Here is a 16,361-nt window from a genome sequence, read left to right on the forward strand (position 1 = left end):
GGGTCTCCTTACTTGCGACCGGTCTTGGGAGCGAACCGCTTGGCGATGAATCGGCCGGCGAGGTTCAGCAGCATGACGATGAGGATCAGGGTGAGGGAGCCGGTCCACGCCCGGTCCCAGAACGGCTCGCGCGGGATGCCCGGGCGGGCGTAGGAGTCGAACACGAACACCGGCAGGGTCATCATCTGCCCTGAGAAGGGGTTCGTGTTCATGCTCTGGGTGAAGCCGGCCGCGATCATGAGCGGTGCGGTCTCCCCCATGATGCGGGCCAGTGCCAGGATCACGCCCGCGACGATACCGGAGACGGCCGTCGGGATGACGATGCGCATGATCGTCTTCCACTTGGGGACGCCGAGGGCGTAGGACGCCTCGCGCAGCTCGTTGGGGACGATGCGCAGCAACTCCTCGGTCGAACGCACCACGACGGGGATCATCAGCACCGACAGCGCGACGGCACCGGCGATGCCGTTGATGGTGCCGGGCCCGAACACGAGGGTGAACAGCGCGTAGGCGAACAGGCCGGCGACGATGGACGGGATGCCCGTCATCACGTCGACGAAGAAGGTGATCGAGCGGGCCAGCGCGCCGCGGCCGTACTCGGCGAGGTACACGGCCGTGAGCAGGCCGATCGGCACCGAGATCAGGGTGGCGATGCCGGTGATGATGAGCGTGCCCCACACGGCGTGGGCGGCACCGCCCCCAGCGCCGACGACGTTGCGCATCGAATAGGTGAAGAACTCCGGGTCGAGCCGGTTGATGCCGTGGGAGAGGGCGGTCCACGTCACCGAGATCAGCGGGAGCAGGGCCAGCAGGAACATGGTGACCACCACGTGCTTGGCCAGCCGGTCGACGGCGCGGCGCGACCCCTCCACGGCCAGGGAGATGATGTGCATGACGACGAGGAACAGCACGACGGCACCCACGACGATGAGGGCGATGCCGCCGGTGTCGAGGAGGGTGAAGACGAGCGCGCTGACGGCGAGGGCAGCCACGCCGACGGCGATGGTCACCCACGAAGGCAACTGGCCGGCGGTCAACGGGTTGTCGACGGGCGCCTGGGCGCTCTGGCGCGGTGCGGTGGCGGTGGACATCAGTTGGCTCCCGAGTACTGGGCCCGGCGCGCCACGATCCAGCGCGCGAGCATGTTGACGGCCAGGGTGATGACGAACAGGACCAGGCCCGAGGCGATGAGCTGGTTGATCCGCAGGCCGTAGGCCTCGGGGAAGCTGAGGGCGATGTTGGCGGCGATGGTGTTCGGGTTCTCCGCCGTCAGCACCTGGAAGTCGACGCGGTTCTGACCCGACAGGACGAGCGCCACGGCCATCGTCTCACCGAGCGCGCGGCCGAGGCCGAGCATGATGGCGGACACGATGCCGGCGCGGGCGAACGGGAGCACCGCCATGCGGATCATCTCCCAGCGGGTGGCGCCCAGGGCGAGGGCCGCCTCCTCGTGCAGGTTCGGCGCCTGCAGGAAGACCTCGCGGCACAGCGACGTGATGATCGGCAGGATCATCACGGCCAGCACGATGGAGGTGGTGAAGATCGTCCGGCCGGTGCCCGACGGCTGGCCGCTGAAGAGCGGGAACCATCCGACGTAGGTGGTGAGCCACACGTGGAGGGGGATGAGCGCCGGTGCCAGCACGAAGATGCCCCACAGGCCGAACACGACGCTCGGCACGGCGGCCAGCAGGTCGATGGTGTAGCCGAGGCCCTGCGCCAACCGGCGCGGCGCGTAGTGCGAGATGAACAGGGCGATCCCGATGGCCACCGGCACGGCGAGCACGAGGGCGCCGATGGCGGCCCACACCGTGCCGAACGCGAGCGGCAGCACCCAGGACCAGAACTCCCCGTAGCCCTGGGCGGCCAGCGTCGCGGGGTCAGTGGTGAGTGCCGGGAAGGCGCGCAGGACGAGGAAGGCCGCGACGAGGGCGAGGATCACCAGGATCGCGATGCCCGAGCCCGTGGACAGGCCCTGGAACACGCGGTCGCCGATACGCGGCTTGGTGGGGACGAGGCCGGCGCTCGCGGCGCTGCTCTCGGCCGCCGGGGCGGTGGAACTCACGGCTTCCTCCTAGACAAGGACGGGGGAATGAGGGGGAGCGGGTGAGTGCCCGCCCCGCGTGGAGCGGGGCGGGCACCCGGAGTGGGGTGGGCGGGGCGACGACTCAGGAGATCGAGTCGACGGCCGACTGCAGGCTCTGCTGCATGGTGGACGACAGCGGGGCGCTGCCGGCTGCCTCCTCGGCCGCGGCCTGGCCCTCGTCGGAGAGCATGTAGGTCATGTACGCCTTGACCAGCTCGGCCGTGGCGGCGTCCTGGTAGGTCTCGCACACCAGGGCGTAGGAGACGAGCGCGATCGGGTAGGCGCCCTCGGCGGTGCGGTTGAGCTCGAGCGCGTAGTCGTGCTCGGGGCGGCCCTCGATGCGCGGGGAGGCGTCCACGAGCGCGGCGGCGTCCTCGGCCGTCGGCCCGACGAACTCGGTGCCCGACTCCACGGAGGCGACACCCAGGCTGCCCGCCTGCGAGGCGTCCGCGTAACCGATGGTGTTGACGCCGTTGGTGACGGCGTCCACCACACCGGCGGTGCCCTGGGCGGACTCGCCGCCGAAGCCGGCCGGCCACTCACCGTCGGCCTCCTCGGTCCAGACGCTCGGGGCGGCCTGGTGGAGGTAGTCGGTGAAGTTCTCGGTGGTGCCGGAGTCGTCGGAACGGTGCACGGCGGTGATCGCGGCGTCCGGGAAGGTCACGCCCTCGTTCGTGGCCGCGATGGCCGGGTCGTTCCAGTTGGTGATCTGGCCGGCGAAGATGCCCGCGACGGTGTCCGGCGTCAGCTGCAACTCGTCGACGCCCTCGACGTTGAAGATGATGGCGATCGGGGAGATGTAGACGGGCAGGTTCAGGGCGTTCGAGTCGGCGGTGCAGCCGGCGAACTTGCCCGCGCCCATCTCATCGTCCTTGAGCGCCCGGTCCGAGCCGGCGTAGCCGACGGCCCCGGAGATGAAGCTCTCCCGGCCGGCGCCCGAGCCGTCAGGGGAGTAGTTCACGGTGACGCCGGGGTTCGCGGTCTGGAAACCGGCGATCCAGGTCTGCTGGGCGACGCTCATCGAGGACGCGCCGCGCCCGGCGAGCGTGCCCGACAGGGTCGAGGTCTGGGCGGCCGTCGTGTCGCCGCCGGCGGGGGCGGCGGAGGTGCCCTCGTTCGCGGCGCAGGCCGTCAGGGAAAGAGCGGTGGCGGTGAGGACGGCGAGCGGGGCGCCGATGGTGCGCATGGTCAAGGCAGTTCCTTCGTCTCGTTCACGGGGCTGTCTGCCCCGCGGACTGGTCGGTCCCAATCTCAGGTGTGACGCTAGGCACCGACCGTGACGAGAGTCGGCCGCCAAGGTGAACAGCGCGTGAACGAGCCGTCTCGATCCGGGCACGGGCTCGGCGAACACGGCGAAACCCGTTGTCAGTGGGCCGTGGGTGACCGCACCCGCGGGAGTGACAGGGCGTGGCAACTGATGGCTTCCGCGGGTCCGTCGCTGTTCAGGCGCGGGGCCGGTGGAACTCGGTGGCGACGACGGCACCGGCGGCGTCCAGGTGGATGATGATCGCCGCGGCGGTCTGCATCGCGCGGTTCTCCAGGCCGAGGGCCTCCAGCATGGTCGGCAGCACCGGCCGGTGGCCGCACACCGCCACCACGGTGCCGGAGGCCACCGCCTCGGCCGCCAGCCGCCGCATGAACGTGGTGACGCCCTTCGGGTTGTCCTCCCCGATCTCCTCGCTCAGCACGGTCCAGCCCTCGACCTCGAGGCCGGACGCCTTGCCGAACGGCGCGAGCGTCTGCATGCACCGCACCGACGACGACGAGGTGAGCCGGTCGACCCCGAACGCACGCAGCAGCGGGATCAGCGCCTTGGCCTGCTTGCGGCCCCGCGCCGTGACCGGACGTGCCTGGTCGCGGCCCGACCAGTGCTTGCGCAGCATCGCCTTGCTGTGCCGCACCACGAGGACGGCGGTCGTCGGCTCCGCGGCCAGGGCCCGGCGCACCACGTCTTTCTCGTGCTCATAGCTCATGCGGGCGAACGCGGCCCGGGGCGAGAGCCACACGACCTTGTCCACCTCCTTGTCCGGCTTCCGCTTCTTCTGCTTCTGCGGGCTGGCCAGCCAGTAGTGCACGACCTTCGCGCCGCCATTGATCTCGTAGCGCATCTGGTCGAGCGGCTGGTGGAGGTGGACCGTGACGCCGGTCTCCTCCAGGGTCTCGCGGGCGGCCGCCACGGCCTCGTACTCGTCGGGCTCCAACTTGCCCTTCGGCAGCGTCCAGTCGTCGTAGGCGGGGCGGTGGACGAGCAGCACCTGTGGCTCCTTGCCCCCGCTGCGCCGGAGGGTGACGGTACCCGCCGCCACGGTGACCTTCCTCGGACTCATCGTTGTTCTCCTCGTCGTGCCGGCAGCGTCGCCATGAGGTGCGACTGCAGATCGGTCAGGGCCTCACCCTCCGCGTCGGTCAACCGCGGCTCCCAGGCGGCGTCCCGCAGCACCCACACCGCGGTGCCGTCGTCGAAGGCGAGGTCGAACAGGCCGCCGATCTGGGCGACGTGGCGCGGGTTGGTCAGGGACACGAGCACCTCCACCCGACGGTCGAGGTTGCGGTGCATGAGGTCAGGGGAGCCGAGCCCGACCGCCGGCTCCCCGCCGTTGGCGAACCAGAACAGCCGGCTGTGCTCGAGGAAGCGGCCGAGGGTGCTGTGCACCCGGATGTGGTCGCTCAACCCGGGGACGCCGGCCCGCAGGGCGCAGATGCCGCGCACCCACACGTCCACCGGGACGCCGGCGGCCGAGGCGCGGTACAGAGCGTCGATGAGGGCCTCGTCGACCAGCGCATTGACCTTGACCCGGACGCGGGCCGGCCGCCCGGCGCGGTGGTGATCGATCTCGGTGGCGATCCGCTCCAGCAGACCCGTGCGGACGCCCTCGGGCGCCACCAGGAGGCGCCGGTAGTTCACCTCGGCGGTCATGCCCGACAGGTGGTTGAACAGCCGCGCCACGTCCTCGGTGATGACCGGGTTGGCGGTGAGCAGGCCCATGTCCTCGTACGTGCGTGCCGTCTTGGGGTTGTAGTTGCCCGTGCCGATGTGGGCGTAGCGGCGCAGGCCGTCCGGCTCGTCGCGGACGACCAGGCACAACTTGGCGTGCGTCTTGAGGCCCACCACGCCGTACACGACGTGGCACCCGGCCCGCTCGAGGGTGCGGGCCCACCCGATGTTGGCCTGCTCGTCGAAGCGGGCCTTGATCTCGACCACGACCAGCACCTGCTTGCCGGCCTCCGCGGCCTCCACGAGGGCGTCCACCACGGGCGAGTCACCCGAGGTGCGGTAGAGCGTCTGCTTGATCGCCAGCACGGCCGGGTCGGCCGCGGCCTGTTCCACGAAACGCTGCACCGAGGTGGCGAAGGAGTCGTACGGGTGGTGGAGCAGCACGTCGCGCCCGCGGAGTGCCTTGAACAGGTCGGCCGGCTGGGCCGTCTCGACGGCCGCGAGCTCGGGGTGGGTCTTCGGCAGGAAGGCGGGGAACGACAGGTCCTCGCGTTGCACCGCAGCGGCGAGCCCCATCAGGGCCGAGAGGTCCAGCGGGGCGCCCACGGCGAACACCTCGCGGGGGTCGACGTCGAGCTCGGCGACCAGCACCTCGCGCAGTTCCTCGGCCATGGAGTCGTCCACCTCGAGCCGAACCGGCGGACGCCCCACCCGGCGGCGCAACAGCTCCCGCTCGAGGGCGTGCAACAGGTTCTCGGCGTCGTCCTCCTCGACCTCCAGGTCCTCGTTGCGTGTCACGCGGAACGTGCTCCACGTCAGCACGTCCAGGCCGGTGAAGACGAGGTCGAGCTGGTGTCCGATCACGTCCTCGACGGGCACGAAGCGGCCGCCCCCGAGGTCGAGGAACCGGGTCAGGTTCGTCGGCACCTTGATCCGCGCGAACTGACGGGCGCCGGTGGTGGGGTTGCGCACCCAGACCGCGAGGTTGACCGACAGCCCGGAGATGTAGGGGAAGGGGTGGGCCGGGTCCACCGCCAGCGGGGTGAGGATCGGGAAGATCCGCTCCGCGAACAGGGTCTCCATGCGCGCCCGTTCGTCGTCCGTCAGGTCGGGCCAGCCGACGATCCGGATGCCGGCGTCGGCCAACTCGGGGGCCACGACGTCGGTGAAGGTGGCCGACTGGGCGTCCACGAGCTCACGCACGCGTGCGAGGATTCCCTCGTGCGCCTCGCGGGGCAGGATGCCGGACGCCCCCGCCACGGCCACGCCGGCGCGGATGCGACGCTTGAGGCCGGCGACGCGCACCATGAAGTACTCGTCGAGGTTGGAGCTGAAGATCGCGAGGAACCGCACCCGCTCCAGCAGCGGCACGCGCCGCGCGTCCCGCGCCAGGTCCAGCACCCGGGCGTTGAAGTCGAGCCAGCTGAGCTCGCGGTCGACGAACCGGCCCGGCGGCAGATCGGTGGGCGCCGCGCTCATCTGGTCGCCCCCGCGGGCGGCGACCCCGGGCCCGGTGTGCCGTCGGCCGGGCCGTACAGGGTGTCGGCGTGGTGGCGCGTGAACCCGGCTCGCTCGTAGAGCCGGACGGCGGTGGCGTTGGCGGCGTCCACGTAGAGAATGACGCGGGGCGACCCCGCCGCGGCCAGATGCGCCAACCCGGCACGCAGGAGGACGCCGCCCAGGCCGCGCCCGCCCGCGCGGGGGTGGACGCCGAGCACGTACACCTCACCCGTGCCGTCGTCGTGGCGTTTGGTCCAGTGGAAGCCGGCCACCCCCTCGTCGTCGACGGCGAGAAGGAGGCCCGCCGGGTCCCACCACGGCTCGGCCTGCCGCGCCGCCAGGTCGGATGCGGCGAAGTGCCCCTGCTCGGGGTGGCCGGCGAACGCGGCGGCGTTGGTCGCCAGGAAGCCCTGGGCATCGGCGGCGGTGTAGCCGCGCAGCGTCACCGACGAGGGCGCGCCCGGTGCGGGCGCGGCGGACGCGTCGGCCGGGGTCAACGGGCGCTCGAGCACCAGCAGGCTGCGCACGCCTCTCAGCCCGGCGGCGCGCGCGAACCCCTGGGCCGCCGCGGTGTCGCCGAACGCCCAGACGGCCGCCTCCGGGTGCCGCTGCCGGAGCGCGGCGAGCAGCGCGGTGCCCCGGCCGGCCCGGCGGTGCTCGGGGTGCACGACGAGCTGGCCGGTGGCGGCGGCGTCCTGCCACTGGGCATAGCCCACGACGGAGCCGGCGTCGGTCGCGAGCCAGTGGCTCACCCCCGTCGCGGGCCCGGCATGGCGGACGTGCAGCAGCGCCTCCTCGTTGAGGGGTGCCGCGCCGTCGACGCTCGTCGCGGCGGCGACGAGGGCCTCCACCTGACCGCGATGGTCGGGGCTCAACTGCGTCTCGGGCTCCACCCGGCCAGCCTAGGGCAGGTGTCGCGCCCGGGGTGTCGGAAGCCGACCGGCACCAGCAGCCCGGAGGGCCGGGATCCGGGAGCCGCGGGGCGGGATCAGTCGCGGCGGCGCGCGTCCGGGCTGAAGCGGTAGCCGACGTTGCGGACGGTGCCGATGAGGTACTCGTGCTCGACGCCCAGCTTGGCGCGCAGGCGGCGGACGTGGACGTCGACCGTCCGGGTGCCGCCGTAGTAGTCGTAACCCCAGACGTCGCTCAACAGCGTCTCGCGGGTGAACACGCGCCCGGGGTGCTGCACCAGGTACTTCAGCAGTTCGAACTCGGTGTAGGTGAGGTCGAGCGAACGGCCGTCCAACGAGGCGTGGTAGGCGGACTCGTCGATCGTGATGCCACCACTGCTCGTGATGCCGTCGCTGCGCGTGGCGAGCAGCAGCCGGAGGCGGGCGTCGTACTCGGCCGGGCCGGCGGACTCCAGCACGATGTCGCCGACGCCCCAGTCGGCGTTGAGGGCCGCGAACCCGCCCTCGGCGACGATCAGCAGCACCGGGGTGGCGCTGCCGGCGGCGCGCAGGAGGCGGCACATCTGGCGTGCGGTCGGCAGATCGGTGCGCCCGTCCAGCACGACGGTGTCGTAGCGGTCGGCCTCGGCCACCACGGCGGCGTCCGGGGGCATGAGCGTGAGATCGTGCGACAGGAGGGCCAGGGCTCCCACCGGGGGCTCGTCGGAGGTGCCGGCCAGGGCAGCGGGGCTCACGACGAGCAGGTGTCCCATGCGTCCCCCCAGGTGTCGGTCGAATCGGCAGCAGTCTAGTGCCGCGCCGCCGGGTCGGTTCCGGACGACCACATCGCGCTGTCCAGCACCAGCGTCACCGGCCCGTCGTTGACGAGCTCGACGCGCATGTGCGCCCCGAAGGTGCCGGTCGCCACCTCGGCGCCCCGCGTCCGCAGGGCGTCGGCGAACGCATCCACCAGCGGCTCGGACACCGGACGCGGCGCCGCCGCGTTCCACGACGGCCGCCGCCCCTTGCGCGCGTCCGCGTACAGCGTGAACTGGCTGACGACCAGGACGGGGGCGCCCAGCTCGGCCGCCGAGCGTTCGTCGGCCATGATGCGCAGGTGCCACACCTTGTCCGCCAAACGCTCGGCGTCGGCGTCCGTGTCGCCGTGCGTGACGCCCACCAGCACGCAGAGTCCCGGGGTGTCGATGGCGCCCACGACGCGCTCATCGACCGTCACGGCGGCGCGCGTGACGCGCTGGACGACCACCCTCACCGCAGCGCCCTCACCGCACTGGCTTCCGCAGCACTGGCTCCCACCGCACTGGCTCCCACCGCGGCGGCGTGCGGGTCATCGGCGCGGGCGCTCACTGGTAGGAAATGAAGTGCGGGGTCGGGTGGACCTGCGCGACCGTCTGGGCCGGGGTGAGCATCGGCACGTCCTCGTCCTCGAAGTTCTTCCAGCCGAGGACGGTGTGGGCCGGCAGATCGCGCTGGAGCACCTGCCAGGTGCTCTGCTTGGCCGCCTGGCCCCCCTGGCCGTCGACGTGCATCAGGTGCTGCACCTCGGGCCGCGAGACGTCCAGGCGTTCCCGGTCGACGATCATGCGGGTCTGGAACTGGTGCAGGGTGAGCACCTTCGGCGGCAGCTGGTTCTCGGCGATGAAGTCCGCGAGCCAGGCCGTCACCTCGTTGATCTCGTCGACGCCGACCTGGCCGACCTGCCGCAGGTGGCGCTGATCCGGCTTCAGCCGCCACTCCGGGTCGAGCGCCAGCCCGACGTGGGGGTGGAGCAGCAGCTCGCTGTACTCCTTCGCCTGGGTCAGGAAGTCCGTGCGGCCGGGCTGCAGGTCCAGCACCACGTAGAGGTCGTTGGCCTCGGCCGCCTCCACCCAGGGCAGCAGCGTCGCGATCGGCGTCCGGTAGGAGTAGTCGCCCTGCTCGCCGGCCGCCGCGGAGGCGACCGTGCCGATGATCTCGAAGGCGCCCATCACGTTGTCGTCCGGCAGCAGCTCGCGGTACTCCGCGACCAGCCGGTTGAGCCGCTCGACCGCCTGGGCCGGCGGCTGCTCGCCCATCATGCCGAGCGCAGGCGTCTCCGGGTGGCCGTAGAGGGCGATCATGCGGCGGGCCGGGAAGGGCGCGACGCCGCCGCCCGGGAACTCCGCGGCGGTGCGCGTCACCGCCACCTGGCCCGAGAACTGCGCGTCGGTGCCGAAGCCGTCGCCGAACGCGACGACCGGGCCGGTGTGGTCGCGGACGGCCGCCGTGGACGCCCCGTCCGCACCCGGGTGCGGCGCGATGAGCGCCGTTGGTTCCGCGATGCCGGCGGCGGCGAGCGTCACCAGTTCGGGAGTGGAGAGGTCGCCCCAGGCCAGGGCGAGGACGCCCGCGGGCTCGGCCGTGACGACCGGCAGGTCCTCCAGGTCGAGTTCGGCTGCGCTGGCCGGGCCGGGCACGACCGTCCGCTCCCCGACGGACAGGTCGGGCACGTAGGAGATGACCGTGCGGGTCTGCAGCCGGTCGAGCTCGGCCGCCAGCTCGGGGCCCTCGACCAGCAGCGGGACGCCCAGCTCGCGGGCCACGCCCGCGCCGGCCTCGGGCGACGCCGCCGTCGGCGCCGGCGTGGCGGACGCCCCTGGCGTGGCCGTGGTGTCGGCGGTCGTGGCCGCCGGGCTAGGCGTGGGGCTGGGGGAGGGGCTGGGGGTGGCCGTCGGCGTGGCCTCGGGCGACGCCGCCGCGGCGGCGTCCGCGGGCACCACCACGACCAGCGTCGCGGCGCCGAGCAATGAGCGGCTGACGGCGAGGGCGTCCCCGGCGGGCAGCACGAGGTCGCCCGCGGGGGTGGCGGCCCGCACCTGGTGGCGGTGGTCGGGCACCGCGGCGGTCTCGCCGGGGGTGACGGGGGCGGTGGGCACCTGGGCGGGGCCGCTGCACCCGGCCACCACCAGGGCGATTCCGGCCGTGGAGCCGGTGAGGAACTGACGTCGGTTGATCACCCCACCACCTTGTCACAGGCCGTCCACCGGGCCGTGGCTGCCATGCCGCCCGCCGCCGGGGCGCGGGTGGGTTGGTGTGTCATGGGAAGATGGCGACGCCCCGTCGCGTTGGGTGTGTGCAGACCACCGAAGGAGTTCCACCGTGTTCGAGATCCCGTCCGACCTCAACCCCGCCCTCGCCGGCCTTGCCTGGTTGCGTGGCCGCTGGGAGGGCACCGGCTACCGCGAGTGGCCGGGTGAGGAGAAGGTGCAGTTCGGCGTCCAGATCGACTTCGCCGACAACGGGAGCGACTACCTGCACTACCTCGCCCAGATGTTCACCCTCGATGACGAGGGACGGCCGCTGGCGCCGCTCACCATCGAGACCGGCTTCTGGCGCGCCTCGGCCGACGCCGAGGTCGACGTGGTCATGTGCAGCCCCGAGGGCTACTCCGAGATCTGGTTCGGCCAGCTCACCCCCGGCCGGGTCGACCTGACCACCGACGCCGTCGTGCGCTCCCCGCTCGCGACGGTGGAGTACACCGCCGGACGCCGCCTCTACGGCACGGTGGAGGGCAAGCTGATGTACAGCTTCGACCGGGCCACCACCGACGAGTCGCTGCGCCCCTACATGTGGGCGACGCTGCAGCGGGTGCAGGGCTGACGTGGGCGATCCCGTCATCGCCCACGAGGGGCCGGACGCCGGCGTCCCCCACCACTACGGCGATCCGCTGCGCGAGCAGCGCTGGCTGGAGGCGGGGCAGGCGCGCGTCGACCTGTCCCACCGCCCGGTGTTCGCGGTCACGGGGCCGGACCGGCTCACGTGGTTGCACGCGCTCACCAGCCAGCGGTTCGAGGGGCTCGCGCCCGGCGTGTGGACGACCGCGTTCGTCCTCGACCCCCAAGGCCACATCGAGCACGTGCTGGGCGGCGTGGACGACGGCGCGACTTTCTGGGCCACCACCGAGCCGGGGCACCTCGACGCGCTGCTGGCGTGGCTGGGGCGCATGGTGTTCGCGTCCCGCGTCGAGCTGGCCGACGCCTCAGCCACCCACGCGATGGTGCTGGCCGACGGGCCGCGCATCGTGGAGCGCCCGGCGCTGGCCGCGACGCTCGGCGAGCGGCGGGCCGGCACGTGGGCCGCCGAGGCGCTGCGGATCGCGGCGGGCCAGCCCCGCGTCTTCGTCGACACCGACGCCCGCACGATCCCCAACGAGGTGGCGGTGCCCGACGGCGACGCGCTCGGCGCGGCCGTCCACCTGCAGAAGGGCTGTTACCGCGGCCAGGAGACCGTCGCGCGCGTCCACACGCTCGGACGCCCCCCGCGCCGGCTCACGCTGGTGCACCTGGACGGGTCGGAGGAGCGGTTGCCGGCCGTCGGCGCCGACGTGCTGCTCGGTGAGCGCGTCATGGGCCGCATGGGCAGCTCGGCGTTCCACCACGAGCTGGGCCCCATCGGGCTCGCGCTGGTGAAGCGCGGCACGCCCGTCGACGCGGCGCTCACGGTGGAGGGCGTCCCGGCGGCCCAGGAGGTCGTCGTGGATCCCGAGGTGGGGCTCCACGTGCGACCGAACCTGCGCTAGGCGCCCGCCGGGCTCAGGCGTCCTTCTTGGCCCGGTTGCGCAGCTTGGCGCGCTCGTTCGCGTCCAGCACCGTCTTGCGCATGCGGACGGCGGCCGGCGTCACCTCGAGGCACTCGTCCCCACGGCAGAACTCCAGCGCCTGCTCGAGGCTGTGGACGCGCGGCGGGACGAGCCGCTCCAGCTCGTCGCCGGTGGAGGAGCGGACGTTGGTGAGCTTCTTCTCCTTGGTGGGGTTGACGTCCATGTCGTCGCCGCGGGCGTTCTCCCCGACGATCATGCCGGCGTAGACGTCCTCGCCCGGGGCGACGAACAGCACGCCGCGCTCCTGCAGGTTGAACAGGGCATAGGACGTGACGGAGCCCTGGCGGTCGGCGACCAGCGAGCCCGTGGAGCGGGTCTTGATCTCGCCCGCCCACGGCTCGTAGCCCTCGAAGACGTGGTTCATGATGCCGGTGCCGCGGGTGTCGGTGAGGAACTCGGTGCGGAAGCCGATCAGGCCGCGCGCCGGCACCGTGAACTCCAGGCGCACCCAGCCGGTGCCGTGGTTCACCATCTGCTCCATCCGGCCCTTGCGGGTGCCCATGAGCTGGGTGACGGTGCCGAGGTGTTCCTCGGGGACGTCGACCGTGAGGCGCTCGTACGGCTCGCTCAGGACGCCGTCGATCGTCCGCGTCAGCACCTCGGGCTTGCCGACGGTGAGCTCGAACCCCTCGCGGCGCATCATCTCGACGAGGACGGCGAGCTGCAGCTCGCCACGGCCCTGCACCTCCCAGGTGTCCGGGCGGTCGGTCGCCAGCACCCGGATCGACACGTTGCCGATGAGCTCCTGGTCGAGCCGCGCCTTGACCAGGCGGGCCGTGAGCTTCTTGCCGGCCCGGCCCGCGAGCGGGGAGGTGTTGATGCCGATCGTCATGGAGATCGACGGCTCGTCGACGTGGATCAGCGGCAGCGCCGCGGGCCGCGCCGGGTCGGACAGGGTCTCACCGATCGTGATGTCGGGGATGCCGGCGATGGCGACGATGTCGCCGGGCCCGGCCGACTCCGCCGGCACGCGCTCCAGGGCGTTGGTGATCAACAGCTCCGACAGCTTCACCGAGCTCACCGAGCCGTCGCGGCGCATCCAGGCCACCTGCTGGCCACGCTTGAGCTCACCCTCCACGACGCGGCACAGCGCGAGCCGGCCGAGGTAGGGGGAGCTGTCGAGGTTGGTCACGTGCGCCTGCAGCGGGGCGCCCTCGGTGTAGGTGGGGGCGGGGATGTGGTCGAGCAGCGTCGCGAAGAGCGGCTCGAGGTCCTCCGCATCCGGCATGCCGCCGTCGGCCGGCTGGGTGAGCGACGCCCGCCCGGCCTTGGCCGCGGCGTAGACGATGGGGAAGTCGAGCTTGTCGGCCTCGTCGTCGTCCACGAGATCCATGAACAGGGCGTACACCTCGTCGACGACCTCGCTGATGCGGGCATCGGAGCGGTCGACCTTGTTGATGACCACGATGATCGGCAGGTGCTTGGCCAGCGCCTTGCGCAGCACGAAGCGGGTCTGGGGCAGCGGGCCCTCGCTGGCGTCCACGAGCAGCAGGACGCCGTCGACCATCTCGAGGCCGCGCTCCACCTCACCGCCGAAGTCGGCGTGGCCCGGGGTGTCGATGATGTTGATCGTGACGGTCTCGCCGTCCGGGGTGCTGTGCTGCACCGCGGTGTTCTTGGCGAGGATGGTGATGCCCTTCTCGCGCTCGAGATCCATCGAGTCCATGACGCGGTTGTTCACGTCCTGGTTTTCGCGGAAGGCGCCGGACTGCCACAGCATGGCGTCCACCAGCGTGGTCTTGCCGTGGTCGACGTGGGCGATGATCGCGACGTTGCGCAGGTCGTGGCGCTGGGCCATGGAAGGATCCGATCGGGCGGAGACAAAGGACGATCCATCCTACGCGGTCCGCCGAGGGCCCCCGACCACCGGCCGCAGGGCTGGCACTAGGCTGGGCAGCGTGACGCAGTTCTTCACCGAGTCGTTCCGCTCGGAGTTCGAGAAGCAGGCGGGCCTCATGGGCCGCTTCAACCTCGGCGTGTTCGGCAAGACCGGGGTGGGCAAGTCGACGCTCATCAACGCCGTGTTCGGCGAGGAGGTCGCTGCCACGGGCATCGGCGCCCCCGTCACCCAGGGCTCGCACCTGTACGTCGGCGTCCACGGCTCCCTCGGCCTGATCGACACCCAGGGCATCGAGCTGGGCCGCGACGACCGGCAGCTGGCCAAGGAGGTGACGACGTTCGTCACCCAGCAGCGCAAGCTGCCGCTGGACGAGCAGATGCACGCCGCCTGGTACTGCGTCCGGGCGCTGGACCGGCGCTTCGAGGAGTCCGAGGCCGCGTTCATCCGCACCCTCGCCGGGCTCGACGTGCCCGTCATCGTGGTGTTCACCCAGGTGCCCGTGCGCGACGGCCAGTTCCACCCGGACGCCCTCGCGCTGGCCGACCACCTCGAGAGCCTCAGCCTGCCCATCGTGGCCGGCCGCCCGTTCATGACCCACGCGTTGAGGGACCAGTTCACCGGTCAGCCGTCCTACGGCTTGGTGGAGCTCGTCGATGCCACCTTTCTGGTTGTGCCAGATGCGGTCCACTCAGCGCTCGCGACGGCGCAGAGGGTGGATCGGACCGCGAAGGCGCGGCAGGCGAACAAGCACATAGCCGGCTCCGTGGCCGCCGCCGCGACCGCGGCGGCCGTGCCGATCCCGTTCAGCTCCGCCGCGGTGCTCGTGCCCATCCAGCTCGCGATGATGGCCCGCATCGCGCAGCTGCACAACGTGCCGTTCGACCGGGCGGCGCTGCTCGCCGTCGCCTCCACGTCGCTCGCCACGGCCACGGGACGCCAGGCCGCGACGAGTCTGCTGCAGCTCATCCCGGGGGCCGGGCAGGTCGCCGGCGGCGTCATCAACGCCTCGGTCGCCTCGGGCTTCACCCTCGCCATGGGGCAGGCGTGGCTCGCGGTCTGCCAGCGCGCCTCCACCGGCGGGCTGGACGACGTCAACGGGCTGTTGGACTCCGCGCTCGTCAAGCGCCTGTTCGACGAGGAGCTGCGCAAGCGCGTCCCCCACATCCGCCGCGAGCGCCCGGTGGGCGAGGACTAGGGGACGGGCGGCCGGGCCTCCGGCTCAGGCCGCGGGAACCTCCGCTGGCCGGGTGCGCACCGGAATGGTGAGGATCGCGCCGAAGAAACTCATCATGATCGTCTGGAACCCGATGATCATCAGCATGGCCGACGGGGTTGCCGCCCGAATGGCGGCGCGGGCGTCCAGGGGGCCAAAGCCCGTGGAGCCCCAGCCGACGACGTGCACGACACCGATCACGAGACCGAGCACGAACAACACCACCCCGATGATCACACCGCGCTCCAACGTCCACCCCTCGGCGACGGTGCGGTAGGTCGAGCTGGTGGGCAGGAAGCCCTCCCTGGTGGCGTACATCTTCGTCAGCCACCAGAACAGCAGCGCCTGGTACCCGATCACGCCGAGGGCCGAGGCGTAGACCAGCGTCGAGACGTCGAAGCCCACCCCGCCCACGACGATGGGCGTCACCGACAGGACCGCCGCCAGCCCGAAGCCCACCACGAGCGCGACGATGCCGGGGTACAGGAAGAGCCACCGCGGCGCGAACATGAGCAGGAACCGCAGGTGGCGCCACCCGTCGTGCCAGGAGCGCAGGTGCGGCGGACGGGAGCGGCCGTCCTTGGCCAGGGTCGTCGGCACCTCGACGATGTCGTATTTCGCCAGCGACGCCTTGACGACCATCTCGGACGCGAATTCCATCCCGGAGGTCTGCAGGCCGAGCGCCTGAATGCGTTCCCGGTTGAAACCCCGCAGGCCGCAGTGGAAGTCGCGCACGCCGGGGCGAAAGAAAAGCCGGCCGATTCCGGACAGGACCGGATTGCCGAGGTACTTGTGCAGCGGCGGCATGGCGCCCGGATCGATGCCACCGGCGAAGCGGTTGCCCATCACCAGGTCGTGACCCTCGCGGAGCTTCGCCACGAACGGCGCCAGGCCGGCGAAGTTGTAGGAATCGTCGGCGTCGCCCATGATCACGTAGGTGCCCCGCGCCGCATTGATGCCGCCGATCAGCGCGGCACCGTAGCCGCGCATCGGCACCGGCACCACCCGGGCGCCGTTGCGGCGTGCAATCTCCTGCGAGCCGTCAGTGCTGCCATTGTCCGCGATCACGATCTCGCCGACCACGTCGCTGCCCTCCAGATAGCCCCGGGCCTTCTGGATGCACACCTCCAGCGTCTCGGCCTCGTTCAGGCAGGGCATGACGACGGTGAGTTCGACGTCCGTGTTGTCGTTCTCGGTGACGAAGGGCATGAAGTCCTACCGACTTTCTCCGGCAGTGAACCGGTCCGGGCACGCGCAGTGG

General features: G+C 71.9%; 14 protein-coding genes. 3 read left to right on the plus strand and 11 right to left on the minus strand.

Going from position 1 to position 16,361, the window contains the following annotated elements:
* Positions 1–8 precede the first annotated feature (8 nt).
* The 9 genes from pstA to PCC79_RS02520 form a co-directional block, all read right to left on the minus strand.
* Entirely contained in the window at positions 9–1,091 is a 1,083-nt protein-coding gene (gene pstA / locus PCC79_RS02480) for a phosphate ABC transporter permease PstA (protein WP_232549165.1), read from the minus strand.
* Complete coding sequence (gene pstC, locus PCC79_RS02485; RefSeq protein ID WP_232549166.1) at positions 1,091–2,062, minus strand: phosphate ABC transporter permease subunit PstC; 972 nt, start codon at positions 2,060–2,062, stop codon at positions 1,091–1,093. Before pstC ends, pstA begins: the two co-directional genes overlap by 1 nt.
* A 103-nt stretch (positions 2,063–2,165) precedes the next feature.
* Positions 2,166–3,269: a phosphate ABC transporter substrate-binding protein PstS gene (gene pstS, locus PCC79_RS02490; RefSeq protein WP_342373583.1), complete on the minus strand. Its 1,104-nt coding sequence runs from the start codon at positions 3,267–3,269 to the stop codon at positions 2,166–2,168.
* A gap of 256 nt (positions 3,270–3,525) precedes the next feature.
* Entirely contained in the window at positions 3,526–4,410 is an 885-nt protein-coding gene (locus tag PCC79_RS02495; RefSeq protein ID WP_232549167.1) for an NUDIX hydrolase, read from the minus strand.
* The gene (locus tag PCC79_RS02500) at positions 4,407–6,497 is read right to left on the minus strand and encodes an RNA degradosome polyphosphate kinase (protein WP_342372900.1); all 2,091 of its coding nucleotides are present in this window, start codon (positions 6,495–6,497) and stop codon (positions 4,407–4,409) included. The genes PCC79_RS02495 and PCC79_RS02500 overlap by 4 nt, the downstream gene beginning before the upstream one ends.
* A complete protein-coding gene (mshD, locus tag PCC79_RS02505) occupies positions 6,494–7,411 on the minus strand; it encodes a mycothiol synthase (RefSeq protein ID WP_342372901.1) in 918 nt (305 codons plus the stop codon). The genes PCC79_RS02500 and mshD overlap by 4 nt, the downstream gene beginning before the upstream one ends.
* Positions 7,412–7,506: 95 nt before the next feature.
* The gene (locus PCC79_RS02510) at positions 7,507–8,181 is read right to left on the minus strand and encodes a winged helix-turn-helix transcriptional regulator (protein ID WP_269779422.1); all 675 of its coding nucleotides are present in this window, start codon (positions 8,179–8,181) and stop codon (positions 7,507–7,509) included.
* Between the two features lie 35 nt (positions 8,182–8,216).
* Positions 8,217–8,681, minus strand: a complete 465-nt coding sequence (gene dtd, locus PCC79_RS02515) for a D-aminoacyl-tRNA deacylase (RefSeq protein ID WP_232549170.1) — start codon at positions 8,679–8,681, stop codon at positions 8,217–8,219.
* A 91-nt stretch (positions 8,682–8,772) separates the two neighbouring features.
* Entirely contained in the window at positions 8,773–10,404 is a 1,632-nt protein-coding gene (locus PCC79_RS02520) for a twin-arginine translocation signal domain-containing protein (protein ID WP_232549171.1), read from the minus strand.
* 142 nt (positions 10,405–10,546) lie between these two features.
* Here PCC79_RS02520 and PCC79_RS02525 point away from each other — a divergent pair, with 142 nt between their 5' ends.
* A complete protein-coding gene (locus PCC79_RS02525) occupies positions 10,547–11,047 on the plus strand; it encodes an FABP family protein (RefSeq protein ID WP_232549172.1) in 501 nt (166 codons plus the stop codon).
* A 1-nt stretch (position 11,048) separates the two neighbouring features.
* The gene (locus tag PCC79_RS02530; protein WP_342372902.1) at positions 11,049–11,966 is read left to right on the plus strand and encodes a folate-binding protein; all 918 of its coding nucleotides are present in this window, start codon (positions 11,049–11,051) and stop codon (positions 11,964–11,966) included.
* 13 nt (positions 11,967–11,979) lie between these two features.
* Here PCC79_RS02530 and typA read toward each other — a convergent pair whose 3' ends face one another.
* On the minus strand, positions 11,980–13,845 hold the full coding sequence (typA, locus tag PCC79_RS02535) for a translational GTPase TypA (protein ID WP_232549174.1): 1,866 nt from the start codon (positions 13,843–13,845) through the stop codon (positions 11,980–11,982).
* Positions 13,846–13,945: 100 nt separating this feature from the next.
* On the opposite strand from typA, the gene PCC79_RS02540 reads away from it, so the two are divergent.
* Positions 13,946–15,082 (plus strand): GTPase family protein, encoded by a 1,137-nt coding sequence (locus tag PCC79_RS02540; RefSeq protein ID WP_232549175.1) that lies wholly within the window; start codon positions 13,946–13,948, stop codon positions 15,080–15,082.
* A gap of 24 nt (positions 15,083–15,106) precedes the next feature.
* Here PCC79_RS02540 and PCC79_RS02545 read toward each other — a convergent pair whose 3' ends face one another.
* Positions 15,107–16,309 (minus strand): glycosyltransferase family 2 protein, encoded by a 1,203-nt coding sequence (locus tag PCC79_RS02545; protein ID WP_232549176.1) that lies wholly within the window; start codon positions 16,307–16,309, stop codon positions 15,107–15,109.
* Positions 16,310–16,361: the final 52 nt, after the last annotated feature.

The organism is Propioniciclava soli (genome assembly GCF_038502305.1).
Taxonomy (GTDB): domain Bacteria; phylum Actinomycetota; class Actinomycetes; order Propionibacteriales; family Propionibacteriaceae; genus Propioniciclava; species Propioniciclava soli.

Coding starts and splice junctions, on each gene's coding strand:
- pstA (WP_232549165.1), bottom strand. CDS start 1,091: ATGTCCACCGCCACCGCACCGCGCCAGAGCGCCCAGGCGCCCGTCGAC.
- pstS (WP_342373583.1), bottom strand. CDS start 3,269: ATGCGCACCATCGGCGCCCCGCTCGCCGTCCTCACCGCCACCGCTCTT.
- PCC79_RS02495 (WP_232549167.1), bottom strand. CDS start 4,410: ATGAGTCCGAGGAAGGTCACCGTGGCGGCGGGTACCGTCACCCTCCGG.
- PCC79_RS02500 (WP_342372900.1), bottom strand. CDS start 6,497: ATGAGCGCGGCGCCCACCGATCTGCCGCCGGGCCGGTTCGTCGACCGC.
- PCC79_RS02510 (WP_269779422.1), bottom strand. CDS start 8,181: ATGGGACACCTGCTCGTCGTGAGCCCCGCTGCCCTGGCCGGCACCTCC.
- typA (WP_232549174.1), bottom strand. CDS start 13,845: ATGGCCCAGCGCCACGACCTGCGCAACGTCGCGATCATCGCCCACGTC.
- PCC79_RS02545 (WP_232549176.1), bottom strand. CDS start 16,309: ATGCCCTTCGTCACCGAGAACGACAACACGGACGTCGAACTCACCGTC.